The organism is Kouleothrix sp., from assembly GCF_046328425.1.
Lineage (GTDB): Bacteria > Chloroflexota > Chloroflexia > Chloroflexales > Roseiflexaceae > Kouleothrix.
Genome location: NZ_JAXLWP010000004.1, coordinates 191,915 through 208,419, shown reverse-complemented (window position 1 = coordinate 208,419; position 16,505 = coordinate 191,915). Strand labels below are relative to the sequence as shown.

Genomic DNA, 16,505 nt, shown 5'->3' with positions numbered 1-16,505 from the left:
GAGCTGCTCCTTTCGGGTAGTATGGAACACACAACATCAACCGCCACAGCTGAATACGCCGCGCAGATCGAGCGCTGGCGCCGCCAGATGGACGAAAAGCTGCGCGCGCCCGACGGCTGGCTCACGCTGATCGGGCTGTTTTGGCTGGCGCCAGGCCCCAATGCGATCGGCGCCGACCCGGCGAGCGCGATTGTGCTGCCGGCGGGCAAGGCGCCCGAGCGCGCCGGCCAGATCGATTTTGACGGCCTGGTGGCGACGCTGCGGCCGCTGCCGGGCGTGCCGTTCACCGTCAACGGCCAGCCTGCGGCCGAGGGGCCGCTGCGCTCCGACGCCGACGCGCCGCCCGACGTGGTGGGGCTGGGCGACATAGCGCTGCACGTGATCAAGCGCGGCGAGCGCTATGGCGTGCGTGTGCGCGACGGCGAGCACCCGGCGCGCCGGCTGTTCGGCGGTCGCCAGTGGTTCGCCATCCAGCCCGAGTACTGCGTGCCTGCCACGTTTGTGGCCTACGACCCGCCGCGCCCCCGGCCGATCACCAACATCCTCGGCGACACGAACGACGAGCTGTGCCCCGGCTATGTGCGCTTCGAGCTAGGCGGGCAGCAGCTCGAGCTCGAGGCCTCGGCGCTGCCCGGCGGCGAGCTTGAGTTTGTGTTTCGCGACGGCACCAGCGGCAAGACAACCTACCCCGCAAGCCGGTTCCTGGTGGCGCCGCAGCCGCGCGACGGCCAGACGGTGCTCGACTTCAACAAAGCCTACAGCCCGCCGTGCGCGTTTACCGATTTCGCCACCTGCCCGCTGCCGCGGCCGCAAAACCGCCTCGCGCTGGCCATCGCGGCCGGCGAGCGCTACGCCCCCGCCGAGGAGCACCTGTAAGAGCCCGCCAGAAAAAGTGGAAACTTGGAGGGACGAAATCCCTCCAAACCACCCTTTTCAAACAGCTTCTAAGGGACGCTACACCAGGAAGCGCGACGCCAGCAGCGCCAGGTGCTTGGCCGGGCCGCTGCGCACCGTAGTGTGCGGCAGCGAGTCGAGGAACACCTGGCCGTACTTCTTGGTAAGCAGGCGCTTGTCGAGCACCGCGACAATGCCGCGATCCTCGCGCGAGCGGATGAGCCGGCCAAAGCCCTGCTTGAAGCGCAGGATCGCCTGCGGCACCGCGTACTCGTTGAACGCATCGGCGAAGCCCTCGGAGCGCGCGGTATAGATCGGGTCGTTCGGCACGCTGAACGGCAGCTTGGCGATCACCAGCACGCTCAGCGCGTCGCCCACCACGTCGACACCCTCCCAGAAGCTCGTGGTGCCGAGCAGCACCGTGCGCGGGAACTCCTTGAAGCGCTCGAGCAAATTGCGGCGCGAGCCGTCGATGCCCTGGCCCAGCACGGCGATGCCCTGCTCTTCCAGCGGCTCCTGGATGGCCTTGTACGTCTGCCGCAGCGCGCTGTTGGCGGTAAACAGCACCAGCGCGCGCCCGCCGGTGGCGGTGCACAGGTCGATCAGCGCCTGCTCGAGCGCCTGCTGGTAGCCGCGCTGGTTTGGCTCGGGGATGTCGTTGGGGATGTACACCAGCGCCTGCTTCTGGTAGTCGAACGGCGAGTCGAGCTGCAGCTCTTCGGGCGCCGTGAGGCCGATGCGCTCTTTCACATAGCCGAAGTCGCCATTCACCGCCATGGTGGCCGAGGCCAGCGCCACGGTGGCCTTCTGCGAGAACAGATTGGCCTCGAGCAGCTCGGCCACCGACAGCGGCGCGGCGTGCAGCGCCAGGGTGTCGCGGGTGCGGTCGTAGGTGATCCAGGTGATCTTCTGCTCGTCGCCACCATTGATGATGGAGCCGATATTCACGCGCACATCGCTGGCGTAGCGCCGCTGCGACTGCACGCGCAGCAGCAGCAGGTCGTACTCGAGCATCTCGGCGTTCTCGAGCTCGCCCAGCAGCGCGTCGAGCTTGCCCAGCGCGTCGCCGATCGCGTTGAGCTGCAGCGCCAGGTTCTCCCACGCGCGCTCGACGGCCTCCCACTGCCCGCCCTTGCGCACGCCATCGGTCACGCGCAGCCGCGCGTCGTAGGCCGAGGCTTCGGCGGCCTCGGCCATGAACGCGGTGAGCAGGTTGAAGCAGTCGTAGACGCTCTGGCGCGCGCGCGTCACCGCCGGGCCGGCGGCCTGGGCGATCGCGCTGGCCTTGTCCATGTCGGCCTGGCCGGCGGCGCTGTTCTGGAAGTAGCGCGGCAGCTCGGCGAACAGCCCGGCGCTGGTGCTGGCCCCGCCGGTCTCGAACAGGTTGTCGAGGAACTCAAGCAGCCGCGCCTGGTCTACCGAGAAGCCGAACTGGTCGGTGGCGACCTCCTCGAGGTTGTGGGCTTCGTCGATAATGATATGGTCGTAGGCCGGCAGCACCTGGGCCTCGGTGGCCAGGTCGGCGAGCATGAGCGCGTGGTTCACCACCACCAGGTGCGCGGCCTCGGCCTGGCGGCGCGCCTTGAAGAAGAAGCACTCGCGGAAATCGGGGCAGCGCGCGCCGGTGCACGTCTCGGGCGTGGCGTTGATCCGGCCCCAGGCGGCGCTCTCTTTGTCCATCAGCAGCAGCTCGGCCTTGTCGCCGCTGGTGGTGGTGGGCAGCCACAGCTGCACCTTCAGCAGCGTCTTGATCTCCTCGGCCACAAGCCTGCCGTCGCGGCGCAGGTCTTTGTAGCGGCGCAGGCACAGGTAGTTGCCACGGCCCTTGAGCAGCGCGGCCGTAAACGGGAGATTGTTGGATGAAGGATCAAGGACGGAGGAGGAATTATTCGCCGAAGCACCATTTGTCTTTCGTCCTTCGTCTTTGGTCATTATGCGCTGCAGCGCCGGGATATCTTTGAAGAACAGCTGGTCTTGCAGGTTGATCGTATTGGTCGAGATCACCACGCGCTCGCCGCGTCGGGCTGCGAACATGGCCGCGGGCACGAGGTAGGCCATGCCTTTGCCGGTGCCGGTGCCGGCCTCGACCATCAGCGCCTCGCCCTGGTTAAACGCCTGCGCCACCGCCTCGGCCATGGTCACCTGCTGGCCGCGCTGCTCGTAGCCGTCGAAGGCCTGGCCGAGCGCGCCGTCGGGGGCGAAGAACCGCCGCACCGCGCCAACGTCGAGCGGGTGGGTATTGCCGGTGGGCTTGAGCGGGGTGGGCTCGCCCGACGAGGGGCGAAGAGCCGAGGAAGAGCCTTGCGCAATCGCGTCGCCTTCGTCTTTTGGCCTTCGCCCCTCGTCGAGGAACACGTTCTTGGCCTTGGTGCGCTCGATCTCGCCGAACAGGTCGCGCAGCGGCCACTCGAGCTTGGCGGTGAGGCGGCTGATCTCGGCCAGGCTGGCGAGGTCGAGCGCCTCGATGCGCGCGAGCAGGTGCAGAAACACCTGGCGCGTCACGTCGGCGTCGCTGAGCGCGCGGTGGGCCTCGTCGTGGGCGATGCCGAGCGCGGCGGCGAGCGCGCCCAGGCGGTAGGCCGGGGCGTGGGGCATCAGCAGCGTGGCCATGTCGAAGGTGTCGTAGGCCGTCTGCGGGAAGCGCATGCCCTGGGCCTGGAGCATCTTCAGGTCGAAGCCGACCGAGTGGCCGATCAGCGGGTAGGTTTTGACGAAGCGCACCAGATCGGGCGCGACCTCGGGGAAGCGCGGCGCGTCGGCGAGCATGGCGTCGGAGATGCCGGTGAGGCGGGTGATCTTGAGCGGCAGCGAGTGGCGCGGCTTCACCAGGCGCTGGAATGTCTCGAGCACCTGGCTGCCGTTGAACTTCACGGCGGCGATCTCGATGATCTCGTCGGTGCCGGCCTCGAGCCCGGTGGTTTCGACGTCGATTGCGATGAAGGTTCGATCCATGGCGCGCCTCGCTCATGTGTTCAGTATCAGCGTGCTATTATACCCGATCTGCTGCTGAGCAACCAGCGCCGGCGAGGGTATGCCAGCAGGTGCCGCCGCGCCCTGAGGCATGCGCGCCGGGCGCTGCTCTGGTACCGGCGCGGCTTTAACAAGCTTAATCTTTGACACTGCCGATCGGCTATGCTACACTGCCGCCGCACCAGCAAGGGATCGAATAGCCATCCACGAGCCGCCGGCGCCGCGGTGGGCGCGAAGGAGCCGCCAGTGACTGTACCTGCTACTGCCTCGGCAGTTCGCGCCATGGCCGATCGCGTACGCGCCAATATCGCGCGCGCGATCGTCGGCAAGCCCGCGGTGGTCGAGCTGCTGCTGGCCGCGCTGCTGTGCGAGGGCCACGTGCTGCTCGAAGACGTGCCCGGCACCGGCAAGACCACGCTGGCGCGCGCGCTGGCGCGCTCGATCGACTGCGATTTCCGGCGCATCCAGTTCACGCCCGACCTGCTGCCAACCGACGTGACCGGGCTATCGTACTTCAACCAGAAGCTTGGCGAATTTCAGTTCCGGCCCGGCGCGATCTTCACCAGCGTGCTGCTGGCCGACGAGATCAACCGCGCCACGCCGCGCACCCAGAGCGCGCTGCTCGAGGCGATGCAGGAGCGCCAGGTGACGATCGACGGCGCGACGCGCCCGCTGCCGCGGCCGTTTGTCGTGCTCGCGACCCAGAACCCCGTCGAGCTCGAGGGCACCTTTCCGCTGCCCGAGGCCCAGCTCGACCGGTTTATGCTGCGGCTCGAGGTGGGCTACCCGGTGGCCGACGAGGAAGTCGAGATACTGGCGCGCTACGAGCAGAGCGACCCGCTGGACGGCCTGGCGCCGGTGACCGACGCGGCCGAGGTGCTGGAGCACCAGCGCGCGATCCGGGCGGTGCAGGTGGCCGATGTCGTGCGGCGCTACACCGTCGATCTGGTGCGCGCCACGCGCATCAGCGACGACGTGCAGCTTGGCGCGTCGCCGCGAGCCTCGCTGGCGCTGCACCGCGGGGCGCAGGCGCTCGCCGCGCTGCGCGGCCGCAGCTACGTCACGCCCGACGACATCAAGGAGCTGGCCGTGCCGGTGCTGGCGCACCGCCTGATCCTGGCGCCCGAGGCGCGCCTGCGCGGCCGCTCGCCGGCCGAGGTGGTGCGCAACGCCGTGGCGCGGGTGCCGGCGCCGGTGGAGTGAGCGGGCGCAGCGAAGCCAGCACTCAAACCAAGGAAGCGCATGTTTCGCCGCCAGACAATCCAGGGCCTGATTGTGCTCGCCGCGCTGGCGCTGGTCACCGGCCAGGGGCTGCTGGCGCTGATCTGCATCCTGCTGCTGACGACCGCCTGGATCTCGCGGCAGTGGGATCGCTGGTCGCTGCTGCGCCTGACGTACCAGCGCGAGCTGAGCCAGCCGCGCGCCTTCCCCGACGACGAGGTCGAGCTGGTGATCCGCATCTCGAACCGCAAGCCGCTGCCGCTGGTGGCGCTGGTGGTGCGCGACATCGTGCCGGCGAACCTGGTGATCGCCGGCCACGACAGGCGGCTCGACACCGAGGGCCGCCAGGTGATCAACCGCATCACCAGCCTGCGCTGGTACGAGAGCGTGGTGTGGCGCTACCGGCTGCGCTGCACCGCGCGCGGCGCCTACCGGCTGGGGCCGGTGCAGCTCGAGGGCGGCGACCCGTTTGGCTTCTACCGCAGCGCGATCGACCTGCCGGCGCGCACCAGCCTGGTGGTGTACCCGCGCCTGCTGCCGCTCGAGTCGTTGGGCCTGCCGCCGCGCAACCCGCTCGGCGAGCTGCGCGCGCGCCAGCTCATCCGCGACCCGCTGCGCACCGTCGGCGTGCGCGACTACCACCCCGAAGACCCGCTGAAGGATGTGCACTGGAGCGCGACCGCGCGCACCGGCACGCTGCAGACGCGGATCTACGAGCCTAGCACCTCGCGCGAGCTGGCGATCTTTCTCGACCTCGACTCGTTTGAGTTCTACTGGCAGGGCATCGACGAGGAGCAGATCGAGCGGCTGATCAGCGCGGCGGCCACGCTGGCGAAAGCCGGGCTGGAGGACGGCTACGCGGTCGGGCTGTATGTGAACGGCGCGCCGGCCGAGTTCGAGCGCTTCGTGCGGCTGCCGCCCGGCCGCAGCCCGGCGCAGCTTGAGCGGATCATGGAGACGCTGGCGCGGCTGACGCCCTACTCGGTGACGCCCATGGCCCGGCTGCTGCGCACCACCACCGGCGACCTGCCGTGGGGCGCGGCGCTGCTGCTGCTGAGCGCGATCGCGCCCGAGGGCACGCGCGCCGCGCTGCTGCGCCAGCGCGAGAGCGGCCGCTCGGTGGCCTGGCTGTACCTGGGCGACGACGCGCCGCCGGTGGTGCCGGGAGTGCTGGTGAAGCACGCGCCGCTGAGGGCAGAGCGGAGAGCAAGTGAGCGTAGAGCGGAGAGCAAGTGAGCGTAGAGCGGAGACGTTGCCCTGCGCGCATGCCCAAGGGCCAACCATCGCCTGTACCCGCGCCACGAGGCATACGCCACAGGCCTAATGATAGAGACAGCATTCTTTTACGGGGTCTGGGGTGGTAACCCCAGCGCGGGAGCGCAGAGGGCCGGCGGGAGCCTCCTGCCTCGGGGCACGGGGGCGCGTAGCCCCGAAAGCACTCAGGCGCAGGGCGAGAGAGCGGGGGCCGCGCAGGCGCGGAGAGGGAGAAGGCGCGCACGATGCGCGCCCTACGGGAAAGGCCGTGCCAGCATCAATGCCATACGCTCATGCCTTGCGGCGCACAATACCGTGTCGGTTTGCCACGAGGCATGTGCCACAAGCCTAATGACAGAGACAGCATTCTTTTACGGGGTCTGGGGCGAAGCCTCAGCGCGGGAGCGCAGAGGGCGGGCGGCCGCCCTCTGCCGCGGGGCACGGGGGCGCGTAGCCCCCGAAAGCCCTCGCAGGGCGACGGGGGCCGCGCAGGCGCGGAGAGGGAGAAGGCACGCACGATGCGCGCCCTACGGGAAAGGCCGTGCCAGCATCAACGCCGTACGCGCATGCCTTGCGGCGCACAATACAGTGTCGGTTTGCCACGAGGCATACGCCACAGGCGTAATGACAGAGACAGCATTCTTTTACGGGGTCTGGGGCGAAGCCTCAGCGCGGGGAGTGCAGAGGGCGGGCGGCCGCCCTCTGCCGCGGGGCACGGGGCGCGTAGCCCCCGAAAGCACTCAGGCGCAGAGCGAGAGAGCGGGGGAGCGAGAGCGCGGAGAGCAGAGCGAGAATCCCAGCACAGAAGATCGCAAACACCACAGGAACACGCACCATGCTGATCTCATGGCAGCGGCTGATCTACTTCCTAAGCCTTGCGGCGGCCGAGGCCACGCCGGCGGCGCTGCTGCTGACGCTGGCCGAGCGCGACGCCTGGGGCGCGCTGATCGTCGTGGCGCTGGCCGGCGCGCTGGCCGACTGGCTGGTGCTGCGGCGGGTGCGGCCGGCGCGCCAGGGCCTGGCAATGGTGGGCCTGGGGCTGGCGGCGGCGCTGTGGCTGGTGAAGGCGCTGGTGCTGGGCAGCGCCGGGCCGCTGGCGGGCTGGGGCGCGGCGCTGGGGCTGCTGCTGGCGCCTGGCGGCGCCGGCGCCGGGGTGGCCTACCTGAGCCTGCTGGTTGGGCTGTACTGCTTCTGGCGCGGCACGCGCCTGGCGCTGCACGACAGCGTCAGCCTGCACCGGCTGTTCCGCACTGCCACGATCGTGCTGATGCTGATCGTGCTGGGCGGCTTCTTCGCCAGCGGCGGCCACCTGGCGCTGGCCGAGCTGGCCTCGACCGAGGTGCTGGGCTTTTTCGCGGTCGGGCTGCTGGCGATCGCGCTGGCCAGCGCCTCGGAGGAGCGCGAGTCCGAGCTGCAGCGCATGGGCTGGCGCGGGCTGCTGACGCTGGCAGGCGCGATCGTGCTGGTGATCGTGGCCGGCGTGGCGGTCGGCGCGCTGTTTGGCCGCGAGGCGGCGCTGATGCTCCAGCTGCTCTGGCAGGGGCTGGTGCTTCTGCTGGCGCTGCTGCTGGCGCCGCTGCTGTACCTGCTGGCCGGGCTGTTCGAGTGGCTGTTCCGGCTGCTGCACCTCGAGCGGATCTTCGACGTGCTTCCGCCCCAGGTCAACCTGCCGGCCGACCAGGTGGTGCCTGCGGCCGGCGGGCTGCTGGCGATCTTCCCGCCGTGGGTACAGGTGCTGATCCGCGCGTTCTTCGCCGTGCTGCCGATCGCGATCATTCTGGCGCTGCTGTACTTCGTGCGGCGGCGGCGGCGGCGCGCCGGCGCACCCGACGAAGAGCGCGAGTCGCTGTGGAGCTGGGGCGGCCTGGCCAACGACCTGCGCGGGCTGCTGGGGCGCATGCGGCCAGCGCCGCCGCCGGGCGGGCTGCGCGAGGCGCTGGCGCGGCTGCGCGGCGCCGACCCGGCCAGCCGCGTCAGGCGCAGCTACATCCGGCTGCTGCTGGTGGGCGAGGCGCGCGGCCAGCCGCGCCCTTCGCCGCACACCGCGCGCGAGTATTCGCCTGCGGCCCAGGCCATGCTCCCGCCGGCCGCGCAGCCGGTCGCGCGGCTCAGCGAGGCCTACGAGCGCGCGCGCTACGACCCCGCCGGCGTTTCTGCGGCCGAGGCCGATGCCGCCGAGCAGGCCTGGGGCGCGATCGAGCGCGCCGACCGGCAGCAGCCGCGCGCGAAGCAGTAGGATGGCGGAAGCAGGGAGCGAGCAGGCAGCCGCCTACAGGCCGGCGCTGGTCAGCTCTTCTTGCAGCGCGCGCAGGCGCTTGTTCTGCTCGCGCGTGGCCGCGATCAGCGCTCGCCAGGGCTCCGGCTGGCCGAGGCGCTGGTAGATATCGCGCATGCGGGCGAGGTAGCGCGCGGCCGTGGCGTAGTTGGCGCGGCCCTGCTGCCTGATCAGCTGTGCGGCGGCCTCGGCGTACAGCGGGATGGCCTCAAACGGGTGGCTTTCCTCGGCGGCCTGCGCCACGCGGATGCTCAGCGGCACCTCGCTATATACGCCCCAGCCCACCACCATCGGCAGCGTCTCGAGCGCCTGCTCGATCTCGTTGGCCTGCAGGTGCAGCTCGGTCAGCAGCGTGTACTTGCCTTCGTCGGCCAGGCGCGCCAGCAGCTGAGGGCGCAGCTCGGCCCAGCTGTGGTGCTGCTGCGCCAGCCGCATCAGCTCGTCGTAGCGCGCCAGCGTTGGGTTCTCCCAGAACAGCGCCTCGCACAGCGCGAGCGCCTCGGCCAGGTCGCCGCGCTCGCGCGCCACGTTTTTCAGCCACTCGGTCAGCGGGGTGGCGCGCTCGGCGCTCGGCAGCCGCTCGCGCACCAGCTGCTCGGCCGCGTCGGCATAGCCCGCCTCGCGCACAAGCGTGGCCATGTCGAGCAGCTGGCTGTCGTTGAGGGCGCGGATCTCGGCCAGCGCCTCGCCGAGCCGGCCGAGGCTAAGCAGCCGCGCCACCAGCTCGTCTGTGCGGCCGGTCTCGCGGCAGATCCGCATGAACATCTCGTCGTCCATGCTCTCGCGCTGGAGCTTCAGCAGCAGGCCGCCTAGCGTCTGGCGCCGCCAGTTGCTGCTCCAGTTGCTGCCGGATGGCAGTGCATCGCGCACCCAATCGGCGGCGAGCGCCCGCTCGGCCGGCGTGGTCTGCGCGGTCAAGATCGCCGGCGCTTCCTCGCCAATGCCGATGCCGCCATACTCGACATCCCACAGGTAGATCTCGAAAATGCCGCGCAGCAGGCGTTCGCGCTCGCGCGCGCCGGCGATCTGGCCGAGGCAGCTGGCCATGCCGCGCACGCACTCGTTCACCTGCTCGCCGATCTCGCCCTCTTCGTCGTCGAACTCTTCGTAGTGCTCGAGCATCTCGCGGGCGGTGGCCTCGTAGGCCGCAGCGGCGCTGATCGGGTCGCCGCGCCGCAGGTAGCCCGCGCCAACCTCCACCACGCTTTCGAGCTGGCTGGCCGCGTCGTAGGAGCCGTCCCAGCGGTCGCCGGCGCTGTCGATCGCCGCGCGCACCTGGCGGCGCAGCACGTCGGTGTCGAGCGGCCGGGTGTCGCTGGCGGCCGGCAGCTCGAGCAGCAGCTCGAGGTCGGGGTAGCGCGCGATCATCTGGCGGATCAGCGCGACCAGCTCGGCCTGGCTGCGGCGTGCCAGCGCTGCGTCAAGCGTCTCGGTCTCGGCGAACGCGGCGGGCTGCTTGACCCAGCGCATCAGCAGCGCGCCGACGTGCTTGCAGAGGCCGCCATCGCCTACCGGGCAGCTGCAATCGGCCGCCTCGATGCCGCCCGCGCCGAGCGTCGCCTCCACGCTGTAGGGCCGCGGCAGGCTGCCCTGGCACTGTGCTTTGAGCGTGTCGCCCTGGCGGCGCAAGTTGAACAGCGAGCCGTCGCTGGCGTAGGCGCGGGCGCGCTCAAACGAGCGCTGCCCGACCCAGGCGCGGATATCGGCTTCGGCGAGCTTTGGCAGCGTGCTCATGGCTGGCGGCCCCTTTCTTTCCCGATCGCCTTAGCGCCGCTCGAGCACCGCCAGCGCCTCGAGGTGCGGCGTCTGCGGGAACATGTCGTAGCCGCGCAGCTCGGCCACGCGGTAGCCCGCCGACAGCGCGCGCGTGTCTTCCAGCTGCGTCAGCGCGTTGCACGACACATACACGATCCGCCGCGGGCGCAGCCGCAGCAGCTCGCGGCACGCCTCTGGCCCCATGCCGGCGCGCGGCGGGTCGGCCACCACCACGTCGAACGCGCCGGCCGGCTGCTCGCGCAGGAACGCCGGCACATCCTGGCAGAGCATGCGCACATTCTGCGCCCCGCTGGCTGCGATGTTGCGCTCGCCCAGCGCCGCGCTCTCGCCAAACGACTCGACGCACGTCACGTGGCCCACGCCGCCGGCCAGGTGCAGCGCGATCGTGCCCACGCCGCCGTACAGGTCGGCGACGGCCTCGGGGCGCGCGTGGCCGGCCGCCGCCGACGCGGCCACATCGTCGAGCAGCGGCAGCAGCAGGTGCACATTGTTCTGGAAGAACGTGTTAGGCCCGATCGCCAGGTGGTGCGCGCCCACGCGCATCTCGAGCAGCTCGGCGCCCCAGTGGCGCAGCGGCGCGCCAAACGAGATGTCGGTGAGCGTGTCGTTCACCAGCCAGTGGAAGCCGGCCACGCCCGGCAGGGCCAGCGCGTGCTCGGCCACCCGCCCGACGCTCGCGGCGTAGTGGCCCTCGGCGTCGGGCGCGGCGGTCACAAACGCCAGCAGCAGCGCGTCGTCGGGGCTGCGGCGCACCACCACGTAGCGCAGAAAGCCCTCGTGCGAGCGCAGGTTGTAGTCGGGCAGGCCCAGCTCGGTGGCCAGCGCGTAGGCCGCGCGCGCGGTCGCGAACGCGGCGGGCGGGATCAGGTGGCACTCGTGCAGGTCGACGATATAGTTGAACTTGCCGCCGCGCCGCAGCCCAAAGCGATCCTTGCTCGCCACGTAGTCCATGCGCGTGCGGTAGGCCCACGGGCTCGGCGAGCCGACCATCCCGACGCGCGCGATGGCATCGGCCGGCAGGTCGGCCTGCCACAGCGCGCGCAGCGCGGCGTGTTTGGCGTTCAGCTGCGCGGCGTAGCTGCGATCCTGGAATGTGCAGCCGCCGCACAGCCCCAGCGGCGGCGCGTGCTGGCAGATCGGCGTGGCCGGCTCGCCGGCGCGCGCCGCGTCGACAACCTGGCGGCGAAACAGCTTGGGCGTGAGCGTCATCCGTCGAACCCTTCTTCATCGGCAACCCGGCGCATGCGCGCCAGCAGCTGCGCCCGCCGCGCGGCCGCCACCAGCTCGGGTGGGCAGGGCGTCGTGTGAAAAACCGCGCCGGTGGCGCGATCGGCGATCGTGCCCGCCAGCAGATCCAGCCGCACAACCCGCCCCGCCGCGATGCTCAGGGCCGCTGGGCATTCCAATACGGGCAGGCCGTAGCTCGCCGCGGCAGCCGCAAAGCCGGCGTCGGCGCCTGCGCACACGATCGCCGCGAAGCCGGCGGCCTGCAGGGCCAGCACGGCGGGCTCGGGGTCGTCGCCGGCCCCGAAGCCCGCGCCTGCCAGCAGCACATCGCCCTCGCGCGCGGCCTCGGCAATGCCAGGGTCGGCGCTGGCCAGGCAGTACGCCGCCAGCACCGCAGGGTCGCCCGCGCCGCGCAGCTCGGGCGCGATGATCGCGTCGGCGCCGACGCCGTCGCCAACGCGGTGCGTTGTTCCGTAGAGCACCATAGGCGTAAGTATAGCATCTCCGAGCAGGGCTTACGCGGTGTCACTCGGCCGGGGGCGGGCGCAGCGCGGCGCGCAGGCGCTCGGCCAGCTCGTCGAGCGGGCGCAGCGCCACCAGCAGCTGCGCCAGCTGCTCGGGCGGCATGTCGGCCAGCAGCTCGTCGGGCAGCGCCGCCAGCAGCTCGGCCACGCGCTCGCGCAGCGTGCCGGCCAGCGTCTTCGCCGGGCGGGCCAGGCTGGCCGGCGCGTCGGCCATGCGCGCCAGGAACACGCGCCGCGCCGCGCCGTCGCCGGGGAACGGCAGCGCCGGCCAGCGCTCGGGCTCGGCCCAGCCGGGCAGGCTGCGGCCTACCAGCGCCAGGCGGATGTCGCGGCGGGCCTGGGCCACCGTCAGCACATCCAGCACGCGGTCGGCCTCGTCGCCAGTCAGCCACTGGCTCTCGGCGACGATCACCGTCCAGCGGCGGCCGGCCAGACCCTCGGCCAGCAGGTCGAGCCGGCGCGCCAGCGAGGCTGCCTCGCCGGTGCCAAAGGCCTGCCACAGATCGCGCCGGCCCTCGAGCGCCAGGCCGGCCGCCAGCGCCAGCAGCAGGCGCAGGCCGGCGTTGGTTTCGGCCTCGGGCGGCCGGCAGGTGTGCCAGATCACCTTCTGGCCGCGCGCCTGCAGCCGGGCGGCCAGCGTGGCCGCCAGCGCGAGCTTGCCCACGCCGGCCGGCCCCCAGATCAGCGCCAGGCCGCCGTGGCGCAGGCGCGCCATGTACTGGTCCAGCTCGGCCTCGTGGCTGAAGTCGTCGGCGGGTGGCGGCGGCGCGATCAGCGCCTCCGGCGGCTCGGCCGAGGGCAGATCACCGAGCGCGGCAGGCAGCAGCGCCACCAGGCGCTCGATCGCCTCGCGCTTGGCGCGGCTGTAGGTGCTGGTGCTGAGCGCCAGCGCCTCCTGCAGCGTCGCGCGGTCTTCGCCGGTCTCGTACTCGCCGGCGATGATCAGGTAGTGGCGCCAGCGCGGGTCGTCGAGCACAGGGCCGGCCTCGGCCGGGCGCAGCCGGTTGATCGCGGCGCGCAGCGCGTCGCGCAGGCGCCGGCCGCGGCCAAGCGGGTCGCGCTCGTCGGGCAAGAGCAGCAGCGCTAGCTCGCCGCGCCCCAGCGCCACCGGCGGGTCTTCGAGCAGGTCGGCCAGGGCATCGCGCAGCAGCCGCACCGGCTCGCGCGCTGCGTCGGCGTCGGCGTCGCGCAGCTGCGCCAGCAGGCGGTAGAAGGTCGAGCGCGGCGCGGCGTGCCCGGCTGCGCGCAGGCGCGCCTGCACGCGCTTCCACAGCAGCGGCGCGGCCATGCCCGGCTCGACGCTCAGCTCCTGGCGGATGGCGAGGATCAGCGGGCTTTCGCGCGCGAGGTGGCCGCCGCCGCGCTTGCGGCTCTGCAGGCCAGCCAGCCCCTCGCGCTCAAAGGCCTGGCGCATGCGCCGGATGCTCTCGCGGCTGATGCCGAAGGTGCGCGCGACCTCGCCCACCGGCCGGCCCTCGCGCAGCAGCGCTGCCAGAATGCGGTAGCGCCGCAGCGCCGCCTGGTCGTTGCCGAAGCTCGACACGAGCTCGGCGCTGTTGAGGCGCGGAAGCTCCATATGCGTTTAAAACGCCGGGTTGCGCCGCCGGAAGATCGTGTCGATCGACACGCCGCTGTGGATGCGCTGGATCACCTCGGCCAGCAGCGGCGCCACCGACAGCACGCGCAGAAATGGCGACTCGCGGGCGGCTGGCTGCGCCAGGCTGTCGGTGGTCACCAGCTCGCGGATGGCGCTGCTGGCCATGCGCTCGAGCGCGTTGCCGGCCAGCACCGCGTGCACCGCCGCAGCGTAGACCTCGCGCGCGCCGTGGGCCATCAGCAGATCGGCGGCCTCGATCATCGAGCCGCCGGTCAGGATCTCGTCGTCCACCAGGATGCAGCGCTTGCCGGTCACGTCGCCGATCAGCGTACGGGCCTGCACCCGCGAGAGCGGCTCGTCGATATTGTCGAGCTGCTGGATGCGGCGCTTCTCGACGATCGCCAGCGGCACGCCCAGCTGCTCGGCGAAGTTGCGCGCGCGCTTGGCGAAGCCCAGGTCGGGCGATACCACCACGCTATCGTGCCAGTTGCGCTCGGCGAAGTGGCGCACCAGCAGGTGTACCGCGCTCAGCTCGTCGACGGGCACGTTGAAGAAGCCCTGGATCTGGCCGGCATGCAGGTCGAGCGTGATCACCTGCTGCGCCCCGGCCACCTGGATCATATCGGCGAGCAGGCGCGCGGTGATCGGCACGCGCGGCTGGTCGCGCTTGTCGGTGCGGCCGTAGGCGTAGTACGGTATTACCGCCGTCACGCGGCCGGCGGCGGCGCGCTTGCAGGCATCCAGCATGATCAGCAGCTCCATGATCCGGTCGCTGAGCGGTAGGCCCAGCGACTGCACCACGAAGACGTCTTTCTCGCGAATGCTCTCGTTGATTTTGACAAAGATATTTTCGTTCGAGAACGAGGTGACGGTCATGTCGCCCACGGGGATGCTCAGGCGCTGGCAGATCGAGCGTGCGAGCGCGGGGTTGGCGTTGCCTGTGAAGATGCGAAGTTCGTCGAAGCGGCTGCTCATTGTTTCTCCGAGATGCAGGGGCGCCCGGTAGGTGCCTGCTATCGCGCATTCTGCTGCGGCGCCGCGCTGCCGCCAGCCGAGCCGGGGGGCGGCGTGCGGGCCAGCGGGGCGCGGGCCAAGGCTTGTGTCATCGCCGAACTCCGCTTGATTACGTACACGTTGGTGGGGGTTTGGGGCGGCTTCGCCGCTCCCCTGCTTTTTTGTTGCACTACGTGGCAAAGCCACGTAGTGCAACACACTCTATACGTGATCAAGCGAACAGCGTATCCACAACCTCCCCAGCGGGCCGGGCCCGATGGCGGCAGCCCTTTGGGGGCACCATGGAAACACACAACCAGGGCGTTGTCAAATAGCCAGCAGCCGCAGCAGCTCGGCGCGCTCGAAGCGCGCGCCGCCGGGCAGCTGCCCCGCGGGTGCGGGCTCGGCGTCGTCGGCCAGCAGCAGCGCGCCGATCGCCGGCTCGCGCAGCACGGCCTGTGCCAGCTGAATCAGGCTAAGCCGGCGCAGCCGCGGCGCGGGCAGCCGGTTACGCTGGGCGAACGCCAGCGCGGTGTCGGGCGAGGGGAATGCCAGCAGGGTGCGGGTGCGGCGCTGGCCGGCCGGGTTGGCGGCGCTGCCGCGCGCGTTCCAGAAGACGTACAGCGCGTCGGTGCCGGCGGCGGCGTGCAGTGCCTCGATCAGCCGTCGCGCGGCGGCGAGGCTGGCCGCGTGGGATGCGGCGAACTCGGCCAGCGCGGCGTCGTCGATCATGGCTACTGCTGCATTGGCACGGTGGTGGGCTGCGGCGGCGGGATGATATTCGGCGTGCTTTCTTTCAGAAACAGCGCGCGCCCGAGCAGCCCCAGCTGCATCTCGTAGGGCGTGCCGGCCTGCTGCGGGTGGTGCTCGATCCGGCCGCGCTCGAAGTACTGCACGGTGTACACCTGCTTGTCGGGCAGCATCTCTTGCACCTGGTCGCTGATCGGGTAGCCGAGCACGCGCATGCCGTCGACCTCGTTCCAGAACTGCAGAAAGCGGCCGCTGACGCCGTGGCCGGTTTCGGGGAAGAAGCGCACGTCGGGCGTGCTGACGAAGAATTGCTGCTCGGGGAAGCTCAGGCCCTTGGTGAACTCGTAGCCCAGCAGCCCGCCCTGCACGGCGTAAGGCGTATTGGCGTACTCGGGCCAATCTTCCAGGCGCGCGCGCTCAAACCACTGAAAGCGCCGGCCGTTGGCCGTCAGCTCGTTGCTGATCGGCCGGCCGAACACGCGCTCGCCGCCGTACTGGTCGTAGAACGACTGGAACGCCGGGCTGATCGCGGCGTTCGGCTGGGCCAGGCTGCCCACGCCAGGCATGTTCGCGCTCGAGCTGTTGTTGGCCGCGCTTGCGACCGAAGCGCCGGCGCCGTCGCCCAGGCGCGGCTGCAGCGTCGGCTGGGCCGGCGGCGCGCTGTTGAAGCGCAGGATGTCGGTGCGGCCGGTGGCGGCGGCGATCAGCCACAGGATCAGCAGCAGCATCACCAGCAGCAGCGCGGCCGATTTCGCCTGCTCGCGCGCGGCCACCGCCTCTTTGGCCGGGTCGCGCGCGATCTCCTCGCCCACAATCTCGGCCACGCGCTCGCTCTCGATGCGCTTCTCGGCCAGCTCCTCGTTCATGGCCTGGTCGACGGCCTGCTGGATCAGCGTGCGGCGCTCGGCCTCGGATTTTTGCTCGAGGCGCCGGGTGGCCTGGCGGATGGCTTTGCGTAGCTCGGCGTCGTTGATGGAGTCGTCGCTCATGGGGCCTCCACTGGTATGTCCGGCGAATGCAATTC

The 16,505-nt window shown here is 71.0% G+C and carries 12 protein-coding genes; 4 read left to right on the top strand and 8 right to left on the bottom strand.

All coding sequences use genetic code 11. The features are described 5' to 3' along the window. Positions 1-21: 21 nt before the first annotated feature. Positions 22-876 carry a DUF1684 domain-containing protein gene (locus U0177_RS03690; RefSeq protein WP_409569241.1) on the top strand — a complete coding sequence of 285 codons (855 nt, stop codon included), beginning with the start codon at positions 22-24 and terminating at the stop codon, positions 874-876. A gap of 78 nt (positions 877-954) precedes the next feature. On the opposite strand, the gene U0177_RS03685 is transcribed toward U0177_RS03690, so the two are convergent. Beyond that, entirely contained in the window at positions 955-3,846 is a 2,892-nt protein-coding gene (locus tag U0177_RS03685; protein ID WP_409569240.1) for a helicase C-terminal domain-containing protein, read from the bottom strand. Between the two features lie 300 nt (positions 3,847-4,146). On the opposite strand from U0177_RS03685, the gene U0177_RS03680 reads away from it, so the two are divergent. From U0177_RS03680 to U0177_RS03670, 3 genes are all read left to right on the top strand, one after another. Then, positions 4,147-5,067, top strand: a complete 921-nt coding sequence (locus tag U0177_RS03680) for an AAA family ATPase (RefSeq protein WP_409569453.1) — start codon at positions 4,147-4,149, stop codon at positions 5,065-5,067. Positions 5,068-5,106: 39 nt separating this feature from the next. Beyond that, positions 5,107-6,321, top strand: coding sequence for a DUF58 domain-containing protein (locus U0177_RS03675; protein ID WP_409569239.1), 1,215 nt, complete (start codon positions 5,107-5,109; stop codon positions 6,319-6,321). Between the two features lie 853 nt (positions 6,322-7,174). Further along, a complete protein-coding gene (locus tag U0177_RS03670) occupies positions 7,175-8,575 on the top strand; it encodes a DUF4129 domain-containing protein (RefSeq protein ID WP_409569238.1) in 1,401 nt (466 codons plus the stop codon). 33 nt (positions 8,576-8,608) lie between these two features. Here the strand turns inward: U0177_RS03670 and U0177_RS03665 are convergent, their stop codons facing one another. The 7 genes from U0177_RS03665 to U0177_RS03635 form a co-directional block, all read right to left on the bottom strand. Continuing rightward, positions 8,609-10,348: an SWIM zinc finger domain-containing protein gene (locus U0177_RS03665; protein WP_409569237.1), complete on the bottom strand. Its 1,740-nt coding sequence runs from the start codon at positions 10,346-10,348 to the stop codon at positions 8,609-8,611. A 30-nt stretch (positions 10,349-10,378) separates the two neighbouring features. Beyond that, the gene (locus U0177_RS03660; RefSeq protein WP_409569236.1) at positions 10,379-11,599 is read right to left on the bottom strand and encodes a class I SAM-dependent RNA methyltransferase; all 1,221 of its coding nucleotides are present in this window, start codon (positions 11,597-11,599) and stop codon (positions 10,379-10,381) included. After that, positions 11,596-12,102, bottom strand: coding sequence for a 3-isopropylmalate dehydratase small subunit (leuD, locus tag U0177_RS03655; RefSeq protein WP_409569235.1), 507 nt, complete (start codon positions 12,100-12,102; stop codon positions 11,596-11,598). Before leuD ends, U0177_RS03660 begins: the two co-directional genes overlap by 4 nt. A gap of 40 nt (positions 12,103-12,142) precedes the next feature. Then, positions 12,143-13,717 (bottom strand): helix-turn-helix domain-containing protein, encoded by a 1,575-nt coding sequence (locus tag U0177_RS03650; protein WP_409569234.1) that lies wholly within the window; start codon positions 13,715-13,717, stop codon positions 12,143-12,145. 6 nt (positions 13,718-13,723) lie between these two features. After that, positions 13,724-14,713 carry a ribose-phosphate diphosphokinase gene (locus U0177_RS03645; RefSeq protein ID WP_409569233.1) on the bottom strand — a complete coding sequence of 330 codons (990 nt, stop codon included), beginning with the start codon at positions 14,711-14,713 and terminating at the stop codon, positions 13,724-13,726. A 345-nt stretch (positions 14,714-15,058) separates the two neighbouring features. Beyond that, on the bottom strand, positions 15,059-15,463 hold the full coding sequence (locus U0177_RS03640; protein WP_409569232.1) for a hypothetical protein: 405 nt from the start codon (positions 15,461-15,463) through the stop codon (positions 15,059-15,061). 2 nt (positions 15,464-15,465) lie between these two features. Continuing rightward, positions 15,466-16,470, bottom strand: coding sequence for an LGFP repeat-containing protein (locus U0177_RS03635; RefSeq protein WP_409569231.1), 1,005 nt, complete (start codon positions 16,468-16,470; stop codon positions 15,466-15,468). Positions 16,471-16,505 lie beyond the last annotated feature (35 nt).

Bases quoted from the DNA above. Each gene is read 5' to 3' on its own strand.
- U0177_RS03690 (WP_409569241.1), top strand. From the start codon at position 22: ATGGAACACACAACATCAACCGCCACAGCTGAATACGCCGCGCAGATC.
- U0177_RS03685 (WP_409569240.1), bottom strand. From the start codon at position 3,846: ATGGATCGAACCTTCATCGCAATCGACGTCGAAACCACCGGGCTCGAG.
- U0177_RS03680 (WP_409569453.1), top strand. From the start codon at position 4,147: ATGGCCGATCGCGTACGCGCCAATATCGCGCGCGCGATCGTCGGCAAG.
- U0177_RS03675 (WP_409569239.1), top strand. From the start codon at position 5,107: ATGTTTCGCCGCCAGACAATCCAGGGCCTGATTGTGCTCGCCGCGCTG.
- U0177_RS03670 (WP_409569238.1), top strand. From the start codon at position 7,175: ATGCTGATCTCATGGCAGCGGCTGATCTACTTCCTAAGCCTTGCGGCG.
- U0177_RS03665 (WP_409569237.1), bottom strand. From the start codon at position 10,348: ATGAGCACGCTGCCAAAGCTCGCCGAAGCCGATATCCGCGCCTGGGTC.
- U0177_RS03660 (WP_409569236.1), bottom strand. From the start codon at position 11,599: ATGACGCTCACGCCCAAGCTGTTTCGCCGCCAGGTTGTCGACGCGGCG.
- leuD (WP_409569235.1), bottom strand. From the start codon at position 12,102: ATGGTGCTCTACGGAACAACGCACCGCGTTGGCGACGGCGTCGGCGCC.
- U0177_RS03650 (WP_409569234.1), bottom strand. From the start codon at position 13,717: ATGGAGCTTCCGCGCCTCAACAGCGCCGAGCTCGTGTCGAGCTTCGGC.
- U0177_RS03645 (WP_409569233.1), bottom strand. From the start codon at position 14,713: ATGAGCAGCCGCTTCGACGAACTTCGCATCTTCACAGGCAACGCCAAC.
- U0177_RS03640 (WP_409569232.1), bottom strand. From the start codon at position 15,463: ATGATCGACGACGCCGCGCTGGCCGAGTTCGCCGCATCCCACGCGGCC.
- U0177_RS03635 (WP_409569231.1), bottom strand. From the start codon at position 16,470: ATGAGCGACGACTCCATCAACGACGCCGAGCTACGCAAAGCCATCCGC.